Annotated in this window: 24 protein-coding genes; 8 read left to right on the top strand and 16 right to left on the bottom strand. The window is 60.9% G+C overall.

Annotation, left to right across the window (positions count from 1 at the left end):
• The first annotated feature begins 46 nt into the window (after positions 1–46).
• On the top strand, positions 47–1,564 hold the full coding sequence (locus B5E41_RS12980) for an FAD-dependent monooxygenase (protein WP_088394130.1): 1,518 nt from the start codon (positions 47–49) through the stop codon (positions 1,562–1,564).
• Here the strand turns inward: B5E41_RS12980 and B5E41_RS12975 are convergent.
• A complete protein-coding gene (locus B5E41_RS12975) occupies positions 1,561–2,292 on the bottom strand; it encodes a hypothetical protein (RefSeq protein ID WP_088394128.1) in 732 nt (243 codons plus the stop codon). The genes B5E41_RS12980 and B5E41_RS12975 overlap by 4 nt on opposite strands.
• Positions 2,293–2,573: 281 nt before the next feature.
• On the opposite strand from B5E41_RS12975, the gene B5E41_RS12970 reads away from it, so the two are divergent.
• Positions 2,574–3,980 (top strand): adenylate/guanylate cyclase domain-containing protein, encoded by a 1,407-nt coding sequence (locus tag B5E41_RS12970; RefSeq protein WP_088394126.1) that lies wholly within the window; start codon positions 2,574–2,576, stop codon positions 3,978–3,980.
• Positions 3,981–4,396: 416 nt separating this feature from the next.
• On the opposite strand, the gene B5E41_RS12965 is transcribed toward B5E41_RS12970, so the two are convergent.
• Both B5E41_RS12965 and B5E41_RS12960 read right to left on the bottom strand, forming a co-directional pair.
• Positions 4,397–6,187 (bottom strand): ABC transporter ATP-binding protein, encoded by a 1,791-nt coding sequence (locus tag B5E41_RS12965; protein WP_088394124.1) that lies wholly within the window; start codon positions 6,185–6,187, stop codon positions 4,397–4,399.
• A gap of 394 nt (positions 6,188–6,581) precedes the next feature.
• Positions 6,582–7,445 carry a Rossmann-fold NAD(P)-binding domain-containing protein gene (locus B5E41_RS12960; RefSeq protein WP_088394347.1) on the bottom strand — a complete coding sequence of 288 codons (864 nt, stop codon included), beginning with the start codon at positions 7,443–7,445 and terminating at the stop codon, positions 6,582–6,584.
• A 570-nt stretch (positions 7,446–8,015) separates the two neighbouring features.
• On the opposite strand from B5E41_RS12960, the gene B5E41_RS12950 reads away from it, so the two are divergent.
• Positions 8,016–8,297 carry a DUF982 domain-containing protein gene (locus tag B5E41_RS12950; protein ID WP_088394120.1) on the top strand — a complete coding sequence of 94 codons (282 nt, stop codon included), beginning with the start codon at positions 8,016–8,018 and terminating at the stop codon, positions 8,295–8,297.
• Between the two features lie 167 nt (positions 8,298–8,464).
• Here B5E41_RS12950 and B5E41_RS12945 read toward each other — a convergent pair whose 3' ends face one another.
• The gene (locus B5E41_RS12945; protein ID WP_088394118.1) at positions 8,465–9,292 is read right to left on the bottom strand and encodes a nickel-binding protein; all 828 of its coding nucleotides are present in this window, start codon (positions 9,290–9,292) and stop codon (positions 8,465–8,467) included.
• Positions 9,293–9,705: 413 nt separating this feature from the next.
• On the opposite strand from B5E41_RS12945, the gene B5E41_RS12940 reads away from it, so the two are divergent.
• From B5E41_RS12940 to B5E41_RS12930, 3 genes are all read left to right on the top strand, one after another.
• The gene (locus tag B5E41_RS12940) at positions 9,706–9,963 is read left to right on the top strand and encodes a DUF982 domain-containing protein (protein ID WP_011425300.1); all 258 of its coding nucleotides are present in this window, start codon (positions 9,706–9,708) and stop codon (positions 9,961–9,963) included.
• 120 nt (positions 9,964–10,083) lie between these two features.
• Entirely contained in the window at positions 10,084–10,254 is a 171-nt protein-coding gene (locus B5E41_RS12935) for a hypothetical protein (protein WP_164517744.1), read from the top strand.
• The gene (locus B5E41_RS12930; protein ID WP_088394116.1) at positions 10,254–10,505 is read left to right on the top strand and encodes a hypothetical protein; all 252 of its coding nucleotides are present in this window, start codon (positions 10,254–10,256) and stop codon (positions 10,503–10,505) included. Before B5E41_RS12935 ends, B5E41_RS12930 begins: the two co-directional genes overlap by 1 nt.
• A gap of 48 nt (positions 10,506–10,553) precedes the next feature.
• Here the strand turns inward: B5E41_RS12930 and B5E41_RS12925 are convergent, their stop codons facing one another.
• Positions 10,554–12,065, bottom strand: coding sequence for an FAD-dependent oxidoreductase (locus tag B5E41_RS12925; protein WP_088394114.1), 1,512 nt, complete (start codon positions 12,063–12,065; stop codon positions 10,554–10,556).
• Positions 12,066–12,108: 43 nt separating this feature from the next.
• Between B5E41_RS12925 and B5E41_RS12920 the strand changes: the two genes are divergently transcribed.
• Entirely contained in the window at positions 12,109–12,621 is a 513-nt protein-coding gene (locus B5E41_RS12920; RefSeq protein WP_088394112.1) for a MarR family winged helix-turn-helix transcriptional regulator, read from the top strand.
• Positions 12,622–12,750: 129 nt separating this feature from the next.
• Here the strand turns inward: B5E41_RS12920 and B5E41_RS12915 are convergent, their stop codons facing one another.
• The 4 genes from B5E41_RS12915 to B5E41_RS12900 form a co-directional block, all read right to left on the bottom strand.
• Positions 12,751–13,299 carry a nuclear transport factor 2 family protein gene (locus tag B5E41_RS12915; RefSeq protein ID WP_088394110.1) on the bottom strand — a complete coding sequence of 183 codons (549 nt, stop codon included), beginning with the start codon at positions 13,297–13,299 and terminating at the stop codon, positions 12,751–12,753.
• An 80-nt stretch (positions 13,300–13,379) separates the two neighbouring features.
• Positions 13,380–14,183 carry an SDR family oxidoreductase gene (locus B5E41_RS12910; RefSeq protein WP_088394345.1) on the bottom strand — a complete coding sequence of 268 codons (804 nt, stop codon included), beginning with the start codon at positions 14,181–14,183 and terminating at the stop codon, positions 13,380–13,382.
• A gap of 53 nt (positions 14,184–14,236) precedes the next feature.
• Positions 14,237–14,635 (bottom strand): GlcG/HbpS family heme-binding protein, encoded by a 399-nt coding sequence (locus tag B5E41_RS12905; protein WP_088394108.1) that lies wholly within the window; start codon positions 14,633–14,635, stop codon positions 14,237–14,239.
• A gap of 171 nt (positions 14,636–14,806) precedes the next feature.
• Positions 14,807–15,694 (bottom strand): helix-turn-helix domain-containing protein, encoded by an 888-nt coding sequence (locus B5E41_RS12900; RefSeq protein WP_088394106.1) that lies wholly within the window; start codon positions 15,692–15,694, stop codon positions 14,807–14,809.
• A gap of 189 nt (positions 15,695–15,883) precedes the next feature.
• Here B5E41_RS12900 and B5E41_RS31265 point away from each other — a divergent pair, with 189 nt between their 5' ends.
• Positions 15,884–16,192, top strand: a complete 309-nt coding sequence (locus B5E41_RS31265; protein WP_141098764.1) for a hypothetical protein — start codon at positions 15,884–15,886, stop codon at positions 16,190–16,192.
• On the opposite strand, the gene B5E41_RS12890 is transcribed toward B5E41_RS31265, so the two are convergent.
• The 7 genes from B5E41_RS12890 to B5E41_RS12860 form a co-directional block, all read right to left on the bottom strand.
• Positions 16,170–16,559, bottom strand: a complete 390-nt coding sequence (locus B5E41_RS12890) for a RidA family protein (protein WP_088394102.1) — start codon at positions 16,557–16,559, stop codon at positions 16,170–16,172. The two genes, B5E41_RS31265 and B5E41_RS12890, sit on opposite strands and share 23 nt — an antisense overlap.
• Positions 16,560–17,141, bottom strand: a complete 582-nt coding sequence (locus B5E41_RS12885; protein WP_088394100.1) for an NAD(P)H-dependent oxidoreductase — start codon at positions 17,139–17,141, stop codon at positions 16,560–16,562. It lies immediately after the preceding gene.
• On the bottom strand, positions 17,141–18,547 hold the full coding sequence (locus tag B5E41_RS12880) for an FAD-binding oxidoreductase (RefSeq protein ID WP_088394098.1): 1,407 nt from the start codon (positions 18,545–18,547) through the stop codon (positions 17,141–17,143). Before B5E41_RS12880 ends, B5E41_RS12885 begins: the two co-directional genes overlap by 1 nt.
• A 1-nt stretch (position 18,548) precedes the next feature.
• Positions 18,549–19,862: a cytosine deaminase gene (locus tag B5E41_RS12875; RefSeq protein WP_088394096.1), complete on the bottom strand. Its 1,314-nt coding sequence runs from the start codon at positions 19,860–19,862 to the stop codon at positions 18,549–18,551.
• Positions 19,862–20,704, bottom strand: a complete 843-nt coding sequence (locus tag B5E41_RS12870; protein WP_088394094.1) for an ABC transporter permease — start codon at positions 20,702–20,704, stop codon at positions 19,862–19,864. Before B5E41_RS12870 ends, B5E41_RS12875 begins: the two co-directional genes overlap by 1 nt.
• Positions 20,701–21,528 carry an ABC transporter ATP-binding protein gene (locus B5E41_RS12865; protein ID WP_088394092.1) on the bottom strand — a complete coding sequence of 276 codons (828 nt, stop codon included), beginning with the start codon at positions 21,526–21,528 and terminating at the stop codon, positions 20,701–20,703. Before B5E41_RS12865 ends, B5E41_RS12870 begins: the two co-directional genes overlap by 4 nt.
• A 66-nt stretch (positions 21,529–21,594) precedes the next feature.
• A complete protein-coding gene (locus B5E41_RS12860; protein ID WP_088394343.1) occupies positions 21,595–22,611 on the bottom strand; it encodes an ABC transporter substrate-binding protein in 1,017 nt (338 codons plus the stop codon).
• Between the last annotated feature and the right edge of the window lie 126 nt (positions 22,612–22,737).

Raw genomic sequence — 22,737 nt, 5'->3', positions numbered from 1 at the left:
TATGCCGGATTTTGCGCTCGGACAGGGTGAACAAAGGAGCTCGCCAATGAGAGACCATGCGGTCGTGATATCGGGAGGAGGGCCGACGGGGCTGATGCTGGCGGGTGAACTGGCCCTGGCGGGCGTCGATGTCGCCATCCTCGAACGTCGCGAGAATCAGGAGATCGTCGGTTCACGTGCCGGCGGTCTGAGCTCGCGCACGCTCGAAGTTTTCGACCAGCGCGGCATCGTCGATCGGTTCCTGGGGGAAGGGCAGATCGCCCAGGTCACGGGATTTGCGGTCACGCGGCTTGATATCAGCGATTTCCCGACGCGGCACAATTACGGGCTGGCCCTGCGGCAGAAGCACATCGAGCGCATCCTGGCCGGCTGGGTCGGTGAGCTGCCGGTGACGAGCTATCGCGGCCGCGAACTGACCGGTTTCGTGCAAGATGAGACCGGCGTCACCCTCGAACTCTCCGACGGATCGTCGCTGCGCGCGGGCTATCTCGTCGGTTGCGATGGCGGCCGAAGTCTGGTTCGCAAGGTGGCCGGCATCGCCTTTCCGGGATGGGATGCGACCACCAGCAATATTCTCGCCGAGGCCGAGATGGAGGAGGAGCCGCCGCTCGGTGTCCACCGCACCGCGCTCGGCATGCATGCCTTCGGCCGCGAGGAATATGAGATCCGCGACGGCAAGGTGATCTTCGCCAGCGAAGGTCCGATCAACGTCATGGTCACGGAACAGACGGCCGGCGGCGCAGGCGAGCCGACGCTTGATGATCTCAGGCAAGCGCTCATCGCCGCCTGCGGAACCGATTATGGCATCCACGGCCTGAAGTGGATCTCCAGGTTCACCGACATGTCGCGCCAGGCGGAGGTCTACCGCAAGGGCAGGGTGCTGCTGGCGGGTGACGCCGCGCATGTGCATTCCCCGGTGGGCGGGCAGGGCCTCAATACCGGTGTGCAGGATGCCGTCAATCTCGGCTGGAAGCTCGCCCAGGTGGTGAAGGGCATATCGCCCGAGGCCTTGCTGGACACCTATCACGCCGAGCGTCATCCGGTCGCCGCCCGCGTCCTGCGCACGACGATGGCGCAGGTCGCGTTGCAACGGACCGATGATCGCACCGAAGCCTTGCGCAACATCGTGTTGGAACTGCTTGGCCTTGAGGAGGCGCGCAAGAAGATTGCCGCCGAAATGTCCGGGCTCGGCATCCGTTATGATTTCGGCGAGGGGCACCCGCTGCTCGGCCGCCGCATGCCTGATCTCGACCTGGTCACGGCGGACGGCCCCTTGCGTGTCTTTACGCTGCTGAAAGATGCAAGACCGGTGTTGTTGAACCTCGGGCCGCGCGGCAGCCTCGACACCGGCCTATGGTCAGACCGCGTGGGTCTGGTCGATGCGCGCTATGACGGGCCATGGGAACTGCCGGCGCTGGGGGCGGTTGCGGCGCCGACCGCGGTGCTGATCCGGCCAGACGGATATGTGGCATGGGTGGGCGAGGGATCTCGGAATGGCCTCGACGCAGCGATGAGCACCTGGTTCGGGGCCGCCTCGCTAATAGAGGAAAAGCCGCAGCGCTAAGCGGCCAGCGAAATCGGCGCGCCGTCTGGCATTGGCTCCGGCATCGGTTTGCCGCGGCGCTCCCAGGTGCGGCGGCTGATGCCGAAGGCCTCCCAGGGGCGGGCTGCGCTGAGGGAATTGTCGATATAGTCGTCCCTGGTAACGGCGCCGGCGGCCCGCCGCTGCTCTTCCTTTCGGCTTCGGTCGCGCTGGCGCCGCTTTGCCTTCTGCAGTTTCGCCCTTTTCGCCTTCGGCACGTCGAAGGCGCCGATGGTGCGAATGTCGAGCGCGCTGCGTTCCGCATAGCTCAGATGCAGGGCGTGACCGAGCGCATCGGCGGTGAGGGGAGAAAAGCGCAGTTTCGTCCGCTCATAGATGATTTCCTCGATCGCGGCTTTCCGAGCCCAGGGCAGCCATCGCGCCGCCCAGCCGAGAACCACCTCGACAAACCCTTCCCTGAACTCGACGAAGGCGAGGCTGGCGATCACCTCGAGATAGATCAATGCGTCATCCGCCTCGGGAACGATTTCGCCGTGACGATGCCGGATCAATTTCTCGATCTCGCGCATCCGGCCGCGGAAGTGATTCCAGCGGCCGCCTCGCATGCGGCGCTGCACGGCCTTGTAACCGAGGAGGCAGTCGCCGATTTTGACCGCGGTAACGTCCCGCGCAAGACCCTCCGCACGCCCGGCCTCGTCAGCCCGATCTGCCGAGCTCGCCCCTTCATCCGCGCCGACGAGACGATCCATCGTTTCTCCTTTGCGATCTGCCCCATTGGGCCGAAACGACGGATTGTAGCGGAAGTCGAGGGGGTGACGTTCACTTTTTGTGCGCTGTTTCCACCGATTTTCGCGGTGCTGATGCAGCGGCGTAACGGCGAATCCGATGCCCTGTTCCCGGGTGGCGACGAAGCTTGACGGCCGGGAAACGAGCGGCATCCCGGGCCCCTTTGATTTCTATTGGCAACGTCCCGTGTTATGATCACGGGACTGGCCTTATCGGCCGTGTTGTCAGTACAGAGACTTGTCCGATGAGCGAAGTGGACGTGCTTTTTGCCAGCCTGCGACAGGCGGCTGACCCGCAGACGGTCGAGTGCATCGAAAATGTCGTCAAGCACGGCGCCGATCGTGATCTCAATCGCGTCAATGCGCTCGCCTTCGCCGCCAAGCACCATCTCGATGAAGAGAAAACCATCGCCGCCTTTCTGCATGCAGCCCGCATCGGCGCCTTCGAGATGACCTGGAACGTGCTTTGCCCAGGATGCGGCGGCGTCCTCGACAGCGGCGCAACCCTCAAAGGGGTCAACCAGGATACCTATCATTGCGCCCTCTGCGCGGCCGGATACGAACCGACTCTCGACGAGATGGTCGAGGTCACCTTCACGGTCAGTCCGCGCGTGCGCAGGATTGCCGCCCACGAGCCCGACCGGCTGCCGCCGCTCGAATATTACCGCCAGATTTTCTTCAGCTCCGGCGTCGACCTGCCGGAGGATCTGGAAGCCAGGTTCGACCGCATCCTGCTGGAAATGATCGAGCTGGCGCCGGGTGAGAAGGCTTTCGTGTCGCTGCAGCTGCCGGCGCAATTCGTCATCATCTTCGATGCGATGACCCATTCGGCGCAGTTCATCGACGTGCAGGGGGAACCCACCGACGAGCGCCAGAATCTTTCGATGGTGATCAGCCGCGGGCATGCCTTGAACGAAACCGTGACGCTGAGACCCGGCTTGCTGCGGCTCACGCTCGAGAACCACACGGATCGCCGGGTGGTGCCGAATGTCTGCATCGCCGGCGATGAGTTGCACGATCTCCTCGGCCGCAGGCGGCCATTTCTGACGGCCAAGCGCCTGCTGACGAACCAGAGTTTCCGCGACATCTACCGGACCGATACGCTCGATGTCGACCAGCGCCTGAAGATCACCAGCCTGACGTTCCTCTTCACCGATCTCAGGGGCTCGACCGCGCTTTATGAGCGTGTCGGCGATCTTGCCGCCTTCGATCTGGTGCGGGCGCATTTCCGCGTTCTTCACGAGATCGTCGCCACCGAGGCCGGCGCGGTCGTCAAGACGATCGGCGATGCCGTGATGGCGACCTTTCCGAGCCCGGACCGGGCGGTGGCGGCGGCACTCAGGATGCGCGAGGCAATGCGCCGGCTGAACACCGAACACGGCAGCGAAGACCTCCTGCTGAAGATCGGCATCCATGAGGGACCGTGCCTTGCCGTCAACTTGAACGACAGGCAGGACTATTTCGGCCAGACGGTCAATATCGCCTCCCGCGTCCAGGGCCTTGCCGATCCGAATGTAATCATGACGACGGAGGCGATCGTCGAAGATGCCAATGTCTCGGAGATCCTGCGCGACAGCGGCGTCACATCGGCCTCGCGGATGGCGGAGCTTCAGGGCATTGGCAGGGAGGTCAGGATCTTCGCCCTGTCGTGAGCCTCGACGTTGTTTTTCCGATCTAGCTAATAGCAGCCTGCCGTCAACCTGGCGCTCAACAGAAGTTGAGCTGACTTCAGGAATTGATCGTTGCAATTCTTATGGACCTATCGATTCTCGGGATAACGGTTTTCGCAATATCGTCGAAGACCGGATGATGCGGCAACGTCAGACGATATGCAGAAGAAGAAATGCCAGGACATCAGCTGGCGCTGGCTGCTGAAAGACCACTGCAAAACCCGCAACGTCATCCCCGGCCTTGTGCCCGAGGATCTGCGCCGGCCCGATTAAGTATCTGCAAATAAATATCTTTCCGTCAGGCAATTACAGTGGTTGAATGCTCGGCACAAGGCCGAGCATGACGGAGGAGACTTTGTCAACGAACTGCGCCAGAGCATCAGCCCCGGCGTTTCGATTCAAGCCACCAGCCCCTTGGTCAATTCCAGCGCCTGGCGCTCGAACAGCCGGCGATAGATGCCACCATTGAGCCGGATCAGCGCCTGGTGGTCGCCTTCTTCGACGATCTTGCCCTTGTCGAACACCAGCAGCCGATCGAGCGCCCGCACAGTGGACAGCCGATGGGCGATGACCAGCGTGGTGCGGCCGTCCATCAGCCGTTCCATCGCCTGCTGGATCTGCACTTCGCTTTCGCTGTCGAGGCTCGACGTCGCCTCGTCGAGGATCAGGATCGGGGCATCGGCCAGGAAAGCGCGGGCGATGGCGACACGCTGCCGCTCGCCGCCCGACAGCTTGACGCCGCGTTCGCCGACCATCGTCTCGTAGCCCTTCGGAAGGTCCATGATGAAGCCGTGCGCATTGGCCTGTTTCGCCGCCTGCTCGATCTCGCGCCGCGAGGCGTTCGGCCTGGAATAGGCGATATTTTCCGCCAGCGTCCGGTGAAACAGGATCGGCTCCTGCTGCACGATGGCGAGTTGGCCGCGCAGGCTCGATTGCCTGACCTCGGCGATATCCTGCCCGTCGATGCGGATGGCGCCCGAGTTCACATCATAGAGGCGCTGGATGAGCTTGACGAAAGTGGTCTTGCCCGAGCCTGAATGTCCAACCAGCCCCACACGCTCGCCCGGGCTGATGGTGACCGAAAAGTCCTCGTAAAGCGGGTCGGGATGAGCGCCATATTGGAAGGTGACGCGATCGAAGACGATTTCGCCCGCGCCGATCGAAATCGGCTTGGCGTCCGGCCTGTCCTCGATGCCGAGCGGCATCCTGTCGAGCAGCACCAGCTCCTCCATGTCGTTGACGGCACGCTGCAGATTGCGGATGTCCTGGCCGACATTGCGCAGATAGCCTTGCAGAACGAAGAACATGGCGAGCACGAAGGTGATGTCGCCCGGGCTCGCCAGCCCCTGCCGCCACATGATCAGGCCCGTTCCCAGAATGCCGGCCTGCATGGATACCATCATGAAGCCCTGGATCGTGCCGCTCAAGGTGCCGCGCTTCCATGTTCTGCGCGTGCGGCTGTCCCATTTGCCCAGCACATGGCGCAAGCGGGCTTCTTCGCGGGCTTCAGCGCCGAAGGCCTTGACCACCGAATTGCAGCTGATCGCATCCGCCAGCGCACCGCCGAGCCTGGTGTCCCAGGCATTGGCAAGCCTTGCCGCCGGCGATACGAAGCCCATGGAAAGCGCCACGGTGACGCCGATATAGACCAGCGATCCGAGAGCCACGATCAGGCCCATGACCGGCCAGTAGCTGCCGAGCACGATACTGGCGCCGACCAGCATGACGATGGACGGCAGCAGCGCGACAAGCAGCAGATCATTGAGCGAGTCGAGCGCCCACATGCCGCGGGTGATCTTGCGCACCGTCGAACCGGCGAAGCTGTTGGCATGCCAGTCGGTCGAGAACCGCTGCACCTTGTGGAAGCCGTTGTTGACCACATCCGCCATGATGCGCAGCGTCAGCCGGATGATGCCGTTGAAGATGAACCAGCGCAGTGCCACGCTGATAAAGCCGAGAACGACGACGACAACAAAGGCGCTGAGCGCGCCGTCAGCCGCATTGCCGCCGGCAATGGCATCGACGATCCGGCCGGAAAATACCGGCACCATGACTTCGGCCAGCGTGCTTGAAATTACCAGCACGATGATGATGCCGACCAATGCAGGCCGGTGGGTCCAATGATGAAAAACAAAGCCGAGCACGTGACGATAGGCATCGGCGCGGAAATCGAGCTTCTTGCGAGTCATTTTAACCAGTCCGGCTCGTATCTGAAACCGGTCCTCAAAATCGAGAGTTGAAAGGCGCAGCCCGCGCGGAAGACGAAATAATGCCGTCAGATCAATCGGGCTGAAGAAAGAGAAAACCGCATGTCGCGCGCGCTTAAGGCGGGGCGCGAATGGATATGACCTAGCGTCGGGACATACCACACGGGAAGACTTCGATGATTGCTGATGTCATTCAACGCCTCCCTTTGGTTCGATCTGAGCGGTAGCGTTTTGTAGCGAAGCAATTGCGCATTGCCAAGAGGGAATTTGCAACCCAAGGGAAAGTGATGCGGAAACGACACAATTTACGGACTTGGAAAGCTCGTGCGCGCCGAGGGTCGCGGGCCGGATCATGTCGAGGCGCAACGCCCGATCGTCAAGAGGTCGCCCACTCCATGAGTGCGTTCTGGGCATGCAGCAGGAATGCTTTTGCGGGACGGCTTTGGCAGGCTGGGTGCGACATCGCATCGGCCGTTACTTCCTGTCCCCTTGCGACTGGCGGGCAGGGCAAAAAGATCAGGTCGCGCCGCCCTTTGTCGAGGAGTGTTGCCGTCACCTGATACTCGACCAGCTCATTTTCCCTCGCGTCTTTCGGCCACGAGTCCGTGATGATGACATCCGCGTCAAGGGCATGCCTGATATCCCGGCTGATTTCGAAATTCGGGTTCAGGAGATTGGCATCGGCCACGTGCCAGCGCTCCGGATAGACTTGGACGACGCGGATGGGCATGGATTTCGATGCCTCGACCCAGGAACGAAGAATGTTGGCATCCGGCGCGATCCCGACCGCCTTGAGGCCGTCCAGTGATCCCCTGACGCTCTTGATATAGGCGAGATCGCCGAGCGTTTCACACGGATGATTTAGCTTTGTCCGGGCATTGATGACGGGCGCATCCATAACCGCCGCGAGCTCTTGCAAGGTAGCAAGTTCCTTCGTCCTGACGACGAGAAGATCGAACCAGTAATCGAGATAGCCTCCAAGGTCCGCTGTGGCCTCGCGGGTGTTGAGGCTGATCGGCGGTTGCACGCAGACGCCGCCCATGGCCTTGACGCCGAGATCGAAGGCCGCGGTGTTGCGCCATCCTGTGTCGTCGACGATAACACCAACTCGCTTGCCCAGCAGCGACTGTGGCATGGTGCGGTCCGCCCAATGCTTCGCAAGCTGGCCGGCTCTGTCGATAATTGCAGTGACGGTGTCCAGCGGCAATGAGTGGAACTCGAGGAAGTCTCTGTACGGCATGGAACTCACGGTGTTTCCAATGTTCTCGTGGCGATCGAGCGCTCGGCAATGGTTGTTTCCCGGCTCCTGATGCGCCAAACCGCCCATTGACGGAACGGATCTTTCAATAGCTGCACGAACGAGCATTGCCGGGTCTGAATCCGCCCGCACAGGCCGGGTTCCTCGAAGTATCCAACTGATATTGATAATCCTCCCGGTCCTGCGTTGCTGGCGAGGTGCAGGAAGCCGTGAGCGTGGACAAGCCGATGACCGCGCTGGTCGCGAACAAGGTGAGGAATCGGGTCATCTGCGCTTCTCCTGAGGTTGGTCTCGGCAATCTATCATGCCGGCACAAACAGATGCGAGAACCAGTGAGATCAATCACGCTCATCTGATGGGAAATGGCTTCGATGATCGGGACCGCTCTTCGCTCCATGGGAAAATTCGCGGATAATCTGGCCGGACTATTCTGCGGTTATGGAAGTAAATCCGCAGTGTCGTAAAGCGAGTGATTCCCGATTTTGTCTTGAACAAATCGCCGATTTTCAGTAATATAAATCCATAAAAAAGTAATATAAATGGGAGGTTACTATGTCGGAAGCTCGGTTCGAGCCGGTTTTTCTTCATCGTCATCATTTCGTCGCCGAGATCACATGTCTCGACGAAATCTTCGAACTTCTGGATGAGTGGCCGCAGGACAAGCGAGGTCTGGCATATGACACACTGCTGAAGGCGTGCAGGGATACCGCCAAGGGGGCATTTCCTCTCAGCGCCGCACGCGAGAATTTCCGCCGTTTTCTGAAGATGTCGGGCATGCTCGACAGCGGCCCCAAATTCGAGGGGATGGGCGATCGAAACGTCGGCAATGCTTGAAGAGCCAAGTCTGTTCGTGACGATCTGAGCCGCGTGCCGCCATGTCATAAGCGGCGCGTCCGGTCGCGAATCTCCAGTCATAGCCAACCGCGGCAAGCCGCGGGAAGCGGCAACAGTCTCAGCGGATTTCACCGGATCTATGCGCGTCGCACCGATCGCGACGCGCTTTAGCTAAGGCCGGCACCTGCCCAATCGCAGCGGAAGACCAGCATTGGTTTCGAAAATCCCTTGATGCGCCGGCGCGTCGCGTGGGCGAAGAGGTCGCCGGCGCCATATTCCCGGAATACATTCTCCGACACGAGGATCTGGTCACTGGCTGCGGCCGCGCAGAGGCGGGCTGCGAGCTGCACGGTGGAGCCGAAGAGGTCATTGCTGTCCTCGACCGGCTCGCCGCAATCGAGCCCGATGCGAACATGGATCGGCTCGGCCTTGCTGCCGTTGTAATGCTGGAATTCCTGCTGGATTGCCATGGCGCATTCGACGGCCGCGGTCGTCGCCGCGAAGGCGGCCATGATGCCGTCGCCGGTGTGCTTCACTTCGCGGCCGGAATTTTTGCCGAGGCACCGGCGCACGATCGCGTCGTGAGCCCTGACCAGCTCCGTCCCCATGCGGTCGCCGAGGCGCGCCGTCATCTCGGTCGAGCCGACAATATCGGTAAAGAGGATCGCCCGGTGGCCGGCATCCATCTGCGGCGTCGATTGGCCGGGGGCCGGATCGGGGTCATTAATGCGACCGAGAAAAGCCTCGACGGCCGACAGTGCCACCTCGACGACCTCATTGGCGACAAAACCGTGCGCCTCGCGATGCACGCAGTGGACGGTTTCGACATCGGGCGCATCCACCAGGCAGAAGGCCGTCCCGCGCCGCTCGTCGAACCAATACGTCAGAAACTTCACGCCGTATCGATCCTGAATGTCGATATCCATGCGATGCGCCTGCGCAACCTCGGCGGCTGACGTTCCTTCGAGAAAGTGCCGGTCCATGAAGATGGGCATCGCGCGTCCTCCCAGATCCGCCGCGTGCAGGAGGTGGCATTGTACGATCTGGAAGCATTCCCGTCCACCTTAGGGACAATCAATGGCCGATTGTTGCAAGGCGTTGCTTCCGGAAAGACAACCCGTTGCTGCAGATTCGATAGAATATGCATGGATACTGGCGGTTTTAATGAGTAGGCGTGGTGGGTTCCGTCTGATATTTACCATAATCGGTCGTTTAATGCTGATAGCCAGATTTCCGGAACCCCTCGAGAAGCTTCAGACGTTTCCCGTTTCAAGCGTCGCCTGCCGGATCCCGCTGTGAGAGACATGTCTGTCACGGTCATGGTGCCAAGGATCGAAGGCCGCTGCCAACGGCATGCTAATTGCATATATCGGTTAGCTTCGCTGAAATTAGGAAAAGCTGTAGCAAAGTGAGACAGACGGCAAATTTTCGACCGGTCGGCCTGGCCTCCATGGGGCTCGGGCATTATGCCGTTATTAACTCTGTATGGGATGCCGCGCGCACGCTGCTTCGTGACTGGCCGGTGGATGACGGCGAAGAATATTTCGAAGCGGTCAAAGCCTGCCTGGATGCGATTACCGGCGATCTCCCGCCGGATCATGTGCGCGCCGTCTTCATCAGGGCTGCGCAGGAGGCGGGCATCGCTGTCATAGAAGCTGCCGACTGACCAGCGGCCGCATCCTAGCTCCCCGTTTCTCCTCCTGTTTCCACGACAAGCTCGTCGTCGCGCTTGACTTCTTTGGGCGAAGGTCTAAATTAGAACAAAACAGGAACATTGGAGATGGTCATGACACATACGGAACAGGTGATCGCCAACGCCCTAGCCCTTGTCGAAGCCTCTCGGGCGGCCCGCGAGCGGGATCAGCAGCGCCGCGCCGCCTGGCAGAAAAAGGTGGAACTCAGCCGACCGCTGCCGCCTCTGCCGCGCCCGGTCCAATTGCCGCTGGCGTTGAACTGATGCAGCCGGCAAAGACATCCAAACCCGATGAGCCGCGGCCAGATCCGGCTTGCTCCAATCCGGCTTGGCCTGATCCCGCCTGGGAAGTGGAAGCCGTGCTCGCCTGGCATGACGACGACGCCAAGGCGGCGATCCGCTCGCTGCTCGACGACTGCAGACATCTGCGCCGGCAACTGGCGCTGGCGGAAAGCGTAATGAGCCGCGGAATGGCCCGCGGCTGGACGCCGCGATACGAACGCGACGCACTCTGAAATGTGCCTGTGGCGACGGCTGTTGCGATCGCCGCGACCCGGGCGTCATCACTGTTGGTCCGTAACCGGGCCAAGGCCGACGGTCGCGAGATAGGTCTCCAGCGCTGAAGCTTCACCGGATGAGACGATGGCGCCGATATAGCCGTCCGGGCGCACGAGCACCCACTCGCCGGGCGCCAGCGCATAGGCGTCGCGGAAATGCCCGCCTTCGTCAACGAGATCGCCGCGCCGGCCGATCCTGTGGATCTGCAGTCCTGGGCGTGGCGGCACGGCTGCTTGCTCCGCCTCATAACCGAGCAGCGTCCAGTGCGGACCCTTGATGAGGTCGAACAGACGCGTCGGTTGGCCGGCTGCGCGGGTGAGCGGCGCGTCCGGCGCGCGGTCGCCGGCAAGCACGCTGCCGCGGCGTTCCGGCTTTTCCAGCGCAAGCGAGGATTCGGGATAGCCGATATCGAGCTGATGGACCTCGCGGCCGCGCCTGATATCGCCGCGCGTCAGAGCGTCGAGCAGTCTGGTCGCCAGACCGAGCATCGCCGCAGCGATCGGGCGACGCTCTTCCTCATAACTGTCGAGCAGCGCATCGCAGGCCCCGGCGGCGACCGCCGCCAGTTTCCATCCAAGATTATACGCATCCTGGACGCTGGTATTGAGGCCCTGGCCGCCGGTCGGCGGATGCGTATGGGCGGCATCGCCGACGAGAAAGACGCGGCCGAGCCGGTAGCGGTCGGCAAGCCGGGCATTCATGTTGAAGGCCGAAGCCCAGGAAACCGCGTGTACCTGAATATCGTTGCGGCCGGTGCGCTCGCTCACCAGCGCCGTCAATCCCGCCGCCGACAGGTCCATCTCACCCTCGAGAGGGATCGGCCCTTGGATCTGGAACAGATCGGTTCCCGCCAGCGGGCAAAGTGCCAGCTGGCGCTGCATGTCGCCTTCACCGAAGCGATGCCAGGCATCGCGGTCCAGTCCCGTCAACTCGACATCGGCGACGATGGCGCGCACGCCGAGCGTCTTGCCGGGAAAGCCGATATCCAGCGCGTGGCGTACGAAGCTTCGGCCGCCATCGGCGCCCACCAGCCATCGCGCACGGATGATCTCTTCGCCGGATCGGCCCTTGAGCCGCGCCGTCACGCCCGTCTCGTCCTGCTCAAATCCGGTGAGCTCGCATCCGAGTTCCGGCCGGTGCCCGAGTTCGACGAGGCGCTCGCGCATCACCCCCTCGGTCAGGAACTGCGGCACCATCAGCGGAAGGTGATAGGGTTCGGCAGGCTTCGGCTGCTGGCGCAGCATGGCGTCGGATTCAACGAAGCTTCCGTCATCACGATATTCCCGCTGCGGAGGATATGCGCCGCCGCACGCGACGATCCGGTCGAGGATGCCGAGATCCTCGAAAACCTCCTGCGTGCGCGGCTGAATGCCCTTGCCGCGCGAACCGCGGAACGGGTCCTCCAACTTCTCGATCAGACGGAAAGATACGCCACGCCGGGCCAGCTCGATCGCCAGTGTCAGCCCGGCGGCACCGGCCCCCGATATCAGCACGTCGGTCGTCGAATTCTGTGTCATTGTGTTCTCCATATGTGTATTATGCACATAATAGGAGAATCATATGACGTCAAGAAAAAATGTGCAAAATACACATATATCGGAAAAACTACGGGAGTTGCATGGATCGCTGATCGAGATCGTCAGTGTCATGAACCGACCCCAGCGCGACGAGCAGATGGTCCGCGAGGCGGGCATTTCGCTCGATCGCGCCCTGTTTCCGCTGCTGGTGACGGTGGAGCGCCTCGGTCCGATCGGCGTGGTCGAACTCGCCGACCGGGCCGGGCGTGACTACACCACGGTCAGCCGCCAGGTCGCCAAGCTCGAAAGCCTTGATCTCATCGAGCGCCGCGGAAGTGCGTCCGACCGCCGCGTGCGTGAGGCCGTCATCAGCGCGAAAGGCAAGGCGATGACCGACCGCATCGACGCCGCTCGCGAAAAGATCGGCCGTGCAATCTTCGAAAGCTGGGACGAACACGACTTCAATGAACTGGTGCGGCTGATGCGGAAATTTGCTCAGGACATCGGTGGGGATATCGATAAGGGCGCGGAGAAACCGCAGGAATTGGGCGGCTGATCGGTATGACTGCCGTTCCTGTTAAACTTTCCACTAAAGCGCAGAGAAGGCGTCGGGCACCCAGCGATATGGTGCAGGATGCCCGCCGCGCCCCTAGGAACGGCAAGTTTGGTTCTGACCTGGAAAACGCTAGTCGGCCGGCGTCACACGGGTCCAAAACGCGTTGAACACGACCGAATCGAAGAAGGCCGAGGCACGGACGATACGTCCGTCGCGCATGTCGAGAAACCAGGCATAGGTGTTTGCGTATGGCTCTCCGTCGCGGGCGATGCCACGGGCGTCGAAAAAGACGATCACAGTGTCGCCGTCGGCATATAGGTTGCGGATCGCCGGCTTCAGCGGCGCCTTCATTCGGGCATTAAACGGGTGGATCACCTCACGCAAGAATGCCTCGCGACTTGGATAGGTCTTCGATGCCAGCGAGTAGCCCTCTATTGTCCAGCGGACGTCGTCGGCGAGGAGGTCATAAGGGCTGCCTGTGCCGGCCGCCCAGGCTTCGAAGCCAGCCTCGACGGCTGCCTTGTTGCGGCGTTCGGTTTCGGTGAGAGACTGGGCTGCGGCGCGAGCTTCGAGCCCGCCCAGAGCAAGGATGGTGGTGGCGATGCCGAGGATTGCATTGAAGACGCGCCTGGTCAGGGATTGCGGCCGACAGATGGCTGCCGTTGCGGTGTGGGACATGGTTATCTCCAGAGGGTCGAGTGAGTGGGGCGACACCCGCTGGCCGGGTGTCGCTTGCGGGCTCGCCGCTAGAAATCTGCTCAGATCTGGTTTTCCCAAGCTCTCAGCTGATGCTCCTTCAGCATGTCCTCGATAACCTTCGGAACGACATTGCGGAACCTGCCGGTGTCGGCCGGAACGACTTCGATCATCCGGTCGATCATTTCCTTCGGGTCCATCTTACCTTCGGGCGTCGCGAAGAAATCGTCGAAGCCCTTTCGCAGATCGGCGCGCTTGGTGAAGTTCTTGCTGTCATCCAGCCAGCGGAACGGATTGTCCGCCATCGTCTCATTGTAGCCGGTGTAATAGGCGCCCGGATTGATCGTCTGGACCTTGATGCCATAAGGGGCGAGTTCCTGCTGCAGTGCCTCGGCGATCGATTCCAACGCGTGCTTGGTGGAGACATAGGTGCCCCAGTTGGCCGGGGTGAAGAGGCCGCCCATCGAGGAGGTGAAGACCACCTTGCCCTTCTTGCCTTCGCGCACCCATCTCTGGACGACGCCCTGAGTCAGCACCAGCGGCAGAAAGACGTTGACTTCGTAGTTCTTGCGAACAAGTTCGATCGGGATTTCCCAAACCGGGCCGGCTTCGCCCATACCGGCATTGTTCCAAAGAACGTCGATATCCCATCCCTGCGCCTGTTTGATGTCGTAGGGATCGGTGAGGTCGAGTCGCTCGACACGGATGTTCTTCAGGCCGAGGGCGGCGACCTCCTCACGCAGCGGCGTTACCTGCGAGGAAACCTGCGTGGTTGCGATGATGCTGTGGCCGTTCTTGGCCATGCCGATGGCGGCACCCTTGCCGAAGCCGGAGCCTGCGCCGGTGATCAAAATGGTCTTGGTCATGAGACATTCCTTTCGATGGTTCGGGTTGGTCGAAATCAAGTGTCGCCGCAGCATCACGCGGCGGCTGCAGCCGCTGCCTGGGCTATTTCGAGATCCTGTGGAACCGCTCCGCCGGAAACGCCAACGGCGCCTATCACCGTGCCGTCGCGGGCAAAAAGCGAGATGCCGCCGGCAAAGGGAGCGAGGCCGCCGTTGGACAATTCGAGGCCATGGGCGGGAGCCCCGGGCTTGCAATAATCCCAGACGGCCTCGCTTGTGGTTTGAAACAAGACGGCCGTCCGGGCTTTGCCCATAGCGAGGTCGATCGAGCCGAGCACTGCGCCGTCCATTCGGCTGAACGCCTTGAGATGGGCTCCGGCGTCCAGGACCGCGATATTGACCGGCACACCGATCTCATTGGCCCGCGCCTCACCTGCGGCGATGATCCTGCGAGCTTCGTCAATGGTAAACATCTCCTGTCTCCTCTTTTCGTTCAGGGGCTGGCGCTCCCCGCTCGATGAGACAGGTGTATAGGCGGAACCGGTTTTGAAGTATTTTCAGCTCTTGCTGCGCTTTGTGCAAATCTTGCGCTCCGGCGTGCAGGCACGCACGAACGGCGAACTATCTCCGGCAGGCGGAACGCGCTAACCGCGGATGAGCGCGCGGAATTGGCCAGGCGTCAAGCCGGTCATCTTGCGGAAGACACGGGTGAAATTGGCCTGCGAGCCGAAGCCGGTATCGAGCGCGATCTCCGCGAGCGATGACCGTGCGAGCCGCAGCTTTTCCTTGGCCGCCTCGATCCGTCGCTCGGTGACGTAGCGATGCGGCGTCAGCCCAGTAGCCTTGCGAAACATCCTGGCAAAATGAAAGGGGCTGAGGCAAGCCTCCGCAGCAAGGTCATTCAGCGAGATTTCGGCTGCGATGCGGGCTTCAATGAAATCGAAGACGCGTTGCAGCCTTTTTGGGTCGACAGTCGGCGCCCGTGCGGCAGGTTGCCGGCGAACAGACGAATAGGTGCTGAGCAGGTGCGCCGCCAGCGCCGTCTGAATGCCGTCCAGATAGAGGCGATCAGTCGGTTCAAGGCTTCTGTTCAACAAACCTCGAAAGAGTTGACCGAACTGCAGCACCATGGGATCGGGGACGCCTCCCGCATAGGCGAGCTGCACCTTGGCCGGATCGATGTCGAAGTTTGAAAGTGCGCTCTCACCGACGAGCGACGGCGGTAGAAAGATGTGGAGGGACTCGGGCATGGTACCCATGATTTCCACGGCACTCTCATGGACACCCGCCGGACAAACCCAAGCGACACCGGGGCGGGCAATCGCCTCCCGCCTGTGGCCGTCACCCGTCCACCTGATCTTCGACTGCCCCGAGAGCAGGACAGCTATTTCCGTGCATTCGAGTGTAAGGTCGACCTGCCAGCCCGGATCGAAATGTCTGAGCTCGACCTGTAGCGATGAGCAATCAACAAGCCCACCCACTCGCTCGCTGGTCCGATACTTTCTGTCACCTTGCGATTCCACGAAAGACATGTCGCATCCATGCCGCCAATGAAACAAATTCGTATTGTTCAGTCCTGGTAGGCAGATTGCCGCTGCCACGCTGTGAAATCCGCACTCAATGTTGATTTATCGAATGAATGCGTAAAGGACACTGGATTGCTGTCGGAGCACAAGTATTCGATCAGTATTTTTGGCTAAATTTCAGAGGAGCGCAAGAGCTTGGCGCCAATCGATATGACACCTCATCTTGCGTTTTCCGCCCCCAGAGTGTCAGGCGTTCCGGTTGGATGTTCGTTCGCCTTGGCGACGCCCGGCAAGAGCAAATCAAGTCGTCTTTCGATGGCCAACCGCATCGATGCCGCACGCGAAAGCATCGGACGCGCGATCTTCGAAAGCTTGGACAACACGATCTCAATGAATTGGTACGTGCTGACGCGCAAATTCGCAGATGAGATCAGCGGCAAGATAAGCGTCAGCGCCCGTAAGCCGCAGAAAGCGTCTTGTGTCAAAATACTTTTGCGGCCGTAACTTCGACTTCCACAAGGAATTCGGGGCGGGTGAAGCCACCGACGACGATTAGCGTCGAGGTCGGCTTCGGCTCGAGCGTGTATCGATCCCGGACCTCCATATAATCTGCGAAGTGCTCGCGCTTTGTCACAAAACCCGAGATGCGAATAACGTCGGCAAAACTCATCTCCGCCTCGCCAAGAATCGCCTTGATCGCCTCGAAGCAAAGTTCTGCCTGCGCGCCGACATCCTCCGGCACCTCCTCCTCGAGGCTAATGCCAAGTTGCCCGGAGGTTACGAGCAACGAGGCGCCCGGTGGGACCAGCAAACCGTGATTGTAATTTCCGAATGGGAGGCGAACGGAGGAGGGATTGAAGATCCTCTTCATCTAGAAACGCTCCATCGCCATCTTCACCTTTTCCAGAAACCTCGCCCGTGTCTCCGGTGTGCAATTGTTCATGTCGTAATGCGCAAGAAAGGTGACCGGCCTTAGCGGGTTGATCTGCGCTCTCAGCACACGTTTGACGATCTTCTTCGGCGGATTGCCGGCTGCGAAGGCGCGAAACGGCGTGGCGCCGTATGTCAGAACCGCTGCGAGCTTTCTGATATGGCGCAGCCGCGATTCGACCTTGCCATCGACGAGATCGAAGGAAACACCGGGAAGCCAGACGCGGTCGAAATAGCCCTTCAGGATCGCCGGGAAACCGAAATTCCAGATCGGCGTCACCAGCACCAGCCCTTCGGCCTGCTTCAGCCGCTCGACATAGGGTTTCACCCGATCAGAATTGGCGGGATAGTCGTGATAGCTGAGCCGGTCGTTGCGTGAGAGAACGGGATCGAATTTCTCGGCGTATAGATCGCACGCATCCACGGCATGACCGGCTTTCCGAAGGCTTTCCAGGGTCTGTTTGTAAAGCGCCTTGCCGTAGCTTTCCTCAACCGGATGCGAATGTAGGACGAGAACGTTCATCAGGCCTCCATGACGCTCGCAAGCCCTGGAAACAGATAGTTCTTGCCGGCATTGAAATCGAAATTCGGATTCTCCCAGGCGATCATCTTGCCGGGGTTCAGCAGCCCGCGCGGATCGGTCTGGTGCTTGAAGGCGAGCTGCACCTTGTCGGTGCGCTTCATGCCGCCTTCCTCCAGTGTGTAGCGGTGCGGATTGAAGATCGGGCAGCCGTGATCCTGGTGGATCTTGATGATCTCCTCGAGCCGCGCCTCCGTGGTGTAGCGTACCAGCGGCAGGCCGGAGCACTGGATCTGCCCGTCGAACTTGATGAATTCGAGATGACCCGGCACTTCATCTCCGAAGATCTCCACCATCTTGGCGACCTTGGCCACATGATCCGGCCCCGGATACTGCACTTGCAGATAGGTGAAGTTGGGGTCGACCTTGAGAGCGCGCAGAGTCGTGTGGTTCCAGGCAAGCTCATAGGCATGCGGAATGCCTTTCATGCTTTCGACCCTGTCGGAGCGGAAGATGATCTCGCCCTTATGAGCGGCGGCAAAGGCGAGGAAGGCATCCATGGAATGCGGCGCGATCATCAGCACCACCACCGACTGGCCCTTGCTGATATAGGATTTATGGCGGCTGAAATAGTCGTGCGGTATGGGTGCGGCGATCGGTGCGATCTCCTTAACGAGGATGCCGTTGCATTTGGCGAGCGCATCGGAGAAGCGCACGGCAGCCATGAAGTCGTCATAGCCGACGAGAACGTCCACCCAATCATAGGCCGGCGCCAGCGGCATTTCGATCTCGGTAATGATGCCGTTGGTGCCATAGGCATGGCTGACCTTCTGCAGATCCCAGCCGGTGAGATCGAGCACACGTGGCTCGGCTTCCATGGTGACGACGCGCAGGCGCAGGATATTGCCGAGGTCGCGCAGGCCGCCCCAGGTAATCGAGCCGACGCCGCCGGAGCCGCCGGCAATGAAGCCGCCGACGGTTGCCATCTGCGCCGTGGACGGGTGGAACCGCAGCTCCTGGCCGGAATGGGCCTTGGTCTGCTTGTCGAGCTGGGCGATGATGATGCCAGGCTCGCAGATCACGCGGCCGGGATGGATTTCCTTGATCTTGTCCATGGCCGCCAGATTCAGCACGATGCCGCCGGAAAGCGGCATCGCCTGGCCGTAATTGCCGGTGCCGCCGCCGCGGGGCGTGACCGGCACGCCATGCGCGAAGGCAACCTTCAGCGTCCGGATGACCTCTTCTTGGTTTTTTGGCGTGACGACGAGATCGGCCGTCACGTTGTCCAGCTGCGCCTTCAGTATCGGTGAATACCAGTAGAAATCACGGCTCTTCTGGCGCACCAGCGCCGGATTGTCTTCAATGGCGATGCCTTCGAGTTCTTTCTTGATCGACTGATAATCCGGCATGTCAGGCTCCAACGACGCTGTCGAGTTCACGGTAGTCCGGCAGGCGGCGGTCGATCACCTTGCCGCGGCGAAGCACGACGCGGTCGGACTGCGGACGGGAAAGAAATTCGCTCCAGCGCCGGGCGCTGAAGAGCACCAGATCGGCCGAGGCGCCGGCGGCGATGCGCCCCTTATCGGGCCGGCCGAGAATATCGGCAGGTGAGGTGGTGACGACGCGCGCCGCCGTATCCAGCGGATGGTCGAGATGCAGGACGCGGACCGCCTCGCGGAACACCTCCACGGGGTCGAGATCGCCATAGGCATAGAAGGGGTCGCGGGTATTGTCGGAGGCGACCGCCGTTGCCACGCCGGCCGCGGCCAATTCCTTGAACAGGGTAACGCCGCGCCAGCGCGGTGTGCGGCCGGGGTAGCGGTCCTGCAGATACATGTTGCACATCGGCAGCGAAACGACGGCGATACCGGCCTCGGCGACGAGTGCGACTGTGCGCTTTGCCGTCTCTTGGTCGTGCCGGGCGAGCGAGCAGCAATGGCCGGCCGTCACCTTGCCGTCGAAACGGTTGCGCAACACGGCTTGCGCGATCGCCTTCAGTGTTTCAGCGCCCCGATCGTCTGTCTCGTCAACATGCAGGTCGACATCAAAGCCATTATCGGCCGCCGCTCTGAACAGCGTATCGAGCTGGCTGTCGAGATCCGGGCTCATCCGGGTGACGCCGCCCATCAGGCCACCCTTGTCGCGGACAACGGCGACAAGCTCGGCGAAATAGGCGGCATCCGCCATATTTTCCATCGGAAAGAGCGCCACCGCCTGCAATGCAATCCTGTCCTTCCAGGCCTCGCGCATCTCGGCGAAGACCTCGAAGGAAATGCGATGCTGTGGCGCCAGCGAATCGAGATGGGTTCGAATGAGGCTTGTGCCGTGCGCGTAGGCGCAGCGCAGGGAAAACTCCATGCGCTTCTTCACGTCGCCAGCCGACCAGTTCGCTTGGCGGTCTGCACGCACGGCCTCCAGCGCTCCCGGAAAGGTGCCGTCCGGATTGGCGTTGCGTGGCCAGATATGACCCTTGTCGAGATGCGTATGCATGTCGGCGAAGCAAGGCCAGACCATGCTCTCCTTCAGGTCGGACTTCGCCAGTTCCACGGGCGCTTCGCCGGGCGGCAGTACATCGGCAATGATGCCGTCGGCGATGACGATATCGGCCCTGACGAGCCCCTCGACAATAGGCGCCTCATAACCGGTGACGGCGGCGCTAGGCAGGGTCGCATTGCTCAGCACGAAGCGGCCGGAATTGGGCGGTGAAATGAAGGAATAGGTCATCAGTTTTCCCGTTTCAGGCTACTCTCGTGCCAGCGGTGCAGGGCAAGCCACGAAATGAAGGAGGTGACGGCGAAGATCGCCACACCTAGCAGCGAGAGCATCAGCAGGGCCGCAAAGAGTCGTGGAATGTTGAGCCGGTATTGCGCTTCGAGAAGCCGGAAGGCGAGGCCTGAGCCCGCACCCGCCGAGCCTGCGGCAAATTCCGCGACGACGGCAGCAATCAGTGCAAGGCCGCCGCCAATCCTGAGGCCGGTCATGAAATAGGGCTGGGCAGCCGGGAGCTTGAGAAAGAGCAGCGTCTGCCAGCGCGAGGCGCCGTAGAGCTCGAACAGATTGATGAGATTGTGATCGACGCTTTTCAGGCCCTGAACCATATTCGAAAGAATCGGGAAAAAGGCGACGAGGAAGGCGCAGATCAGAAGCGCCACCTGTGTTGACGGCGCATAAATCAGGATCAGCGGCGAAATCGCGACGATTGGCGTGACCTGAAGAATGACGGCGAGCGGATAGAAGGCGAGTTCGATCCAGCGCGACTGCACCAGGAAAATCGCGAAGCCGACGCCACCGACCAGCGCCAGCATCAACGATATCAGCGTGATTTTGGTGGTGACCCAGAGGGCAGGGGCAAGCGTACCCCAATCCGTGACGAAAGTGCTGGCGACGGCCGCCGGGCCGGGCAGGATATAGGGCGGCACGCCTGACAGTCTGACATAGGCATACCAGACCAGGACCAGGCACGCGATGACCAGCAAGGGCGTCAGGACGCGCAGCGCCAGTTCGCGGCGCCCGGCGCTTGAAGTCGCTTTGACAAACAGCGGCGCCGCGGATTTTTCGTCACTCATCGACGATCCTCCGCGGCGTTGATCGCTCCGATGAGCGCGTGCGAGACCGTCTCGCAGGCTTTGCGGTATTCTTCCGAAGTGCGATAACGGGCGTCGCGTCCCAGACTGGTCATCAGCGGCAGATCGGCATGTACACGCCCCGGCCTTGCCTTCATCACGACGATGCGGTTGGAGAGATAGGCGGATTCGAAGACCGAATGGGTGACGAAGATGACGGTGATGCCGGTCGTCTTCCAGAGCCTGAGCACGTCATCATTCAACTTCTGTCGGGTGATCTCGTCGAGAGCCGCGAAGGGCTCGTCCATCAGTAGCAGCTTCGGCTTCGTCACCAGAGCCCGGGCAATCGAGACACGCATCTTCATGCCGCCAGACAGTTCGCGCGGATAGGCCTTGGCGAAATCCTGAAGGCCGACGGTGGTCAGCGCCTCCACGATCTGATCATGTGCCGCCCTCTTGGAGACATGTCGAAGCTTCAGCGGCAGATGAGCATTGTCGAACACGGTCTTCCAGGGCATCAACGTCGGCTCCTGAAAGACGAAACCGATATCCCCTTCCGGAAGACCCTTGGAGTTGATCCGAGAACTCGGCCAGTCGATCGCGCCCGACGTGACATCGCCGAGCCCGGCGATGATCCGCAGCGCCGTCGACTTGCCGCACCCGGATGGGCCGAGCAGGCTGATGAACTCGCCGCTCTCCACTGTGAGCGACATCTCCGAAAGGGCAACGGTTCCGCTGGAGAAGACTTTCGAAACAGCTTGCATGACGACCAGCGGCCGTTTGCGCAACTCTTTCGGGGATAGGGCCTGAGCTTCTGCTGGGGGCATTGGCTGTCTCGTTCATCAGGGAATTGAATCCGCCGTATGAGGCGGATCTCCGACGGGGTCTTCGGCTTACTTCTTCATCGCCATTCCGGTGCCTTTGCAGACGAATTTCGTCGTGAAGGCTTTGGTGTAATCCGTCTCCGGCTTGAACACCTTGATCGCTACCATTTCGTCGAAGAAGGCCTTGTAATGCGCCTCGGTCAGGCAGCCGATGCCTTTGTCGAGGCTGTCGCCGGATTCGATGATGCCGTACTCCTTCATCTTGGCGATGGAATAGGCGATCTGACCATCCGTCATTTCAGGATTGTCCTTCTTGATCAGCTCGTTGGCCTTGGTGTTGTCACCGTACAGATAGTGGTACCAGCCTTCGATCGAGGCATCGACGAAGCGTTGGACGACATCGGGCCTGCTGTCGATCATCGCCTGCGTGGTGGTGATCATCGTCGAATAAGGGGAGTAGCCGTTGTCGGCGAGCAGGAAGACTTTCGGCTCGAAGCCGGCCTGCTTCTGAATCTCATAGGGTTCCGAGGTGAGATAACCTTGCTGCGCGGAATCCTTGTCGGCAAGGAACGGCGCCGGGCTGAAATTATAGGGCTTGTACTGTTCGTCCCTGAAGCCTTTGAAATTCGCCTTCATCCATTCGAAATATGTGAGATAGCCGTCCTTGCCGAGAAACAGCGTCTTGAGCTTGGCGAGATCTTCGAATTTCTCGATGCCGGCATCGGGATGTGCGATCAGCACCTGCGGATCCTTCTGGAAGATCGCCGCGACGTCGACGAGCGGAATGCCCTGTTCGACGGCCGAAATCTCGCCCTGCGGCCCGCCCATGTAGAAATCGATCTTGCCGGAGATCAGCAGCGCGCTGTTGGCCGCATTCGGACCGCCCTGGACGATGGTGACGTGGAGGCCGTGCTTGGCATAAGTGCCGTCGGCGACCGCCTGGTAAAAGCCGCCATGCTCGGCCTGCGCCAGCCAGTTGGTGCCATAGGTGACCTTGTCGGCCGCCTGAGCACAGGCGATGGAGGCAATCATGCCGCCAAGCCCGGCCAATGCGGAAAAGACCCTGTTCTTTTTTGTCATGGGCATGATCAACGTTCCCCTTCTGAGTTCGCAGCCGTCGCGGCGACGTCCGATTTTCTTCATAGGAGCCGTTGCTTTGCTCTTTGAAAAGCATCAAATTTCGTGCGCAATGATGCCTTTTCGGCATCTCAC

The organism is Rhizobium esperanzae, from assembly GCF_002204185.1.
Taxonomy (GTDB): Bacteria; Pseudomonadota; Alphaproteobacteria; order Rhizobiales; family Rhizobiaceae; genus Rhizobium; species Rhizobium esperanzae.
This window is presented reverse-complemented; position numbering and strand designations above follow the sequence as displayed.

Coding starts and splice junctions, on each gene's coding strand:
- B5E41_RS12920 (WP_088394112.1), top strand. CDS start 12,109: ATGACGTCAAGAAAAAATGTGCAAAATACACATATATCGGAAAAACTA.
- B5E41_RS12865 (WP_088394092.1), bottom strand. CDS start 21,528: ATGCCCCCAGCAGAAGCTCAGGCCCTATCCCCGAAAGAGTTGCGCAAA.
- B5E41_RS12880 (WP_088394098.1), bottom strand. CDS start 18,547: ATGCCGGATTATCAGTCGATCAAGAAAGAACTCGAAGGCATCGCCATT.
- B5E41_RS12910 (WP_088394345.1), bottom strand. CDS start 14,183: ATGACCAAGACCATTTTGATCACCGGCGCAGGCTCCGGCTTCGGCAAG.
- B5E41_RS12935 (WP_164517744.1), top strand. CDS start 10,084: ATGACACATACGGAACAGGTGATCGCCAACGCCCTAGCCCTTGTCGAA.
- B5E41_RS12970 (WP_088394126.1), top strand. CDS start 2,574: ATGAGCGAAGTGGACGTGCTTTTTGCCAGCCTGCGACAGGCGGCTGAC.
- B5E41_RS12885 (WP_088394100.1), bottom strand. CDS start 17,141: ATGAACGTTCTCGTCCTACATTCGCATCCGGTTGAGGAAAGCTACGGC.
- B5E41_RS12980 (WP_088394130.1), top strand. CDS start 47: ATGAGAGACCATGCGGTCGTGATATCGGGAGGAGGGCCGACGGGGCTG.
- B5E41_RS12860 (WP_088394343.1), bottom strand. CDS start 22,611: ATGCCCATGACAAAAAAGAACAGGGTCTTTTCCGCATTGGCCGGGCTT.
- B5E41_RS12960 (WP_088394347.1), bottom strand. CDS start 7,445: ATGCCGTACAGAGACTTCCTCGAGTTCCACTCATTGCCGCTGGACACC.
- B5E41_RS12875 (WP_088394096.1), bottom strand. CDS start 19,862: ATGACCTATTCCTTCATTTCACCGCCCAATTCCGGCCGCTTCGTGCTG.
- B5E41_RS12925 (WP_088394114.1), bottom strand. CDS start 12,065: ATGACACAGAATTCGACGACCGACGTGCTGATATCGGGGGCCGGTGCC.
- B5E41_RS12900 (WP_088394106.1), bottom strand. CDS start 15,694: ATGTCTTTCGTGGAATCGCAAGGTGACAGAAAGTATCGGACCAGCGAG.
- B5E41_RS12915 (WP_088394110.1), bottom strand. CDS start 13,299: ATGTCCCACACCGCAACGGCAGCCATCTGTCGGCCGCAATCCCTGACC.
- B5E41_RS12945 (WP_088394118.1), bottom strand. CDS start 9,292: ATGCCCATCTTCATGGACCGGCACTTTCTCGAAGGAACGTCAGCCGCC.
- B5E41_RS12975 (WP_088394128.1), bottom strand. CDS start 2,292: ATGGATCGTCTCGTCGGCGCGGATGAAGGGGCGAGCTCGGCAGATCGG.
- B5E41_RS12965 (WP_088394124.1), bottom strand. CDS start 6,187: ATGACTCGCAAGAAGCTCGATTTCCGCGCCGATGCCTATCGTCACGTG.
- B5E41_RS12930 (WP_088394116.1), top strand. CDS start 10,254: ATGCAGCCGGCAAAGACATCCAAACCCGATGAGCCGCGGCCAGATCCG.
- B5E41_RS12905 (WP_088394108.1), bottom strand. CDS start 14,635: ATGTTTACCATTGACGAAGCTCGCAGGATCATCGCCGCAGGTGAGGCG.
- B5E41_RS12950 (WP_088394120.1), top strand. CDS start 8,016: ATGTCGGAAGCTCGGTTCGAGCCGGTTTTTCTTCATCGTCATCATTTC.
- B5E41_RS12870 (WP_088394094.1), bottom strand. CDS start 20,704: ATGAGTGACGAAAAATCCGCGGCGCCGCTGTTTGTCAAAGCGACTTCA.
- B5E41_RS12890 (WP_088394102.1), bottom strand. CDS start 16,559: ATGAAGAGGATCTTCAATCCCTCCTCCGTTCGCCTCCCATTCGGAAAT.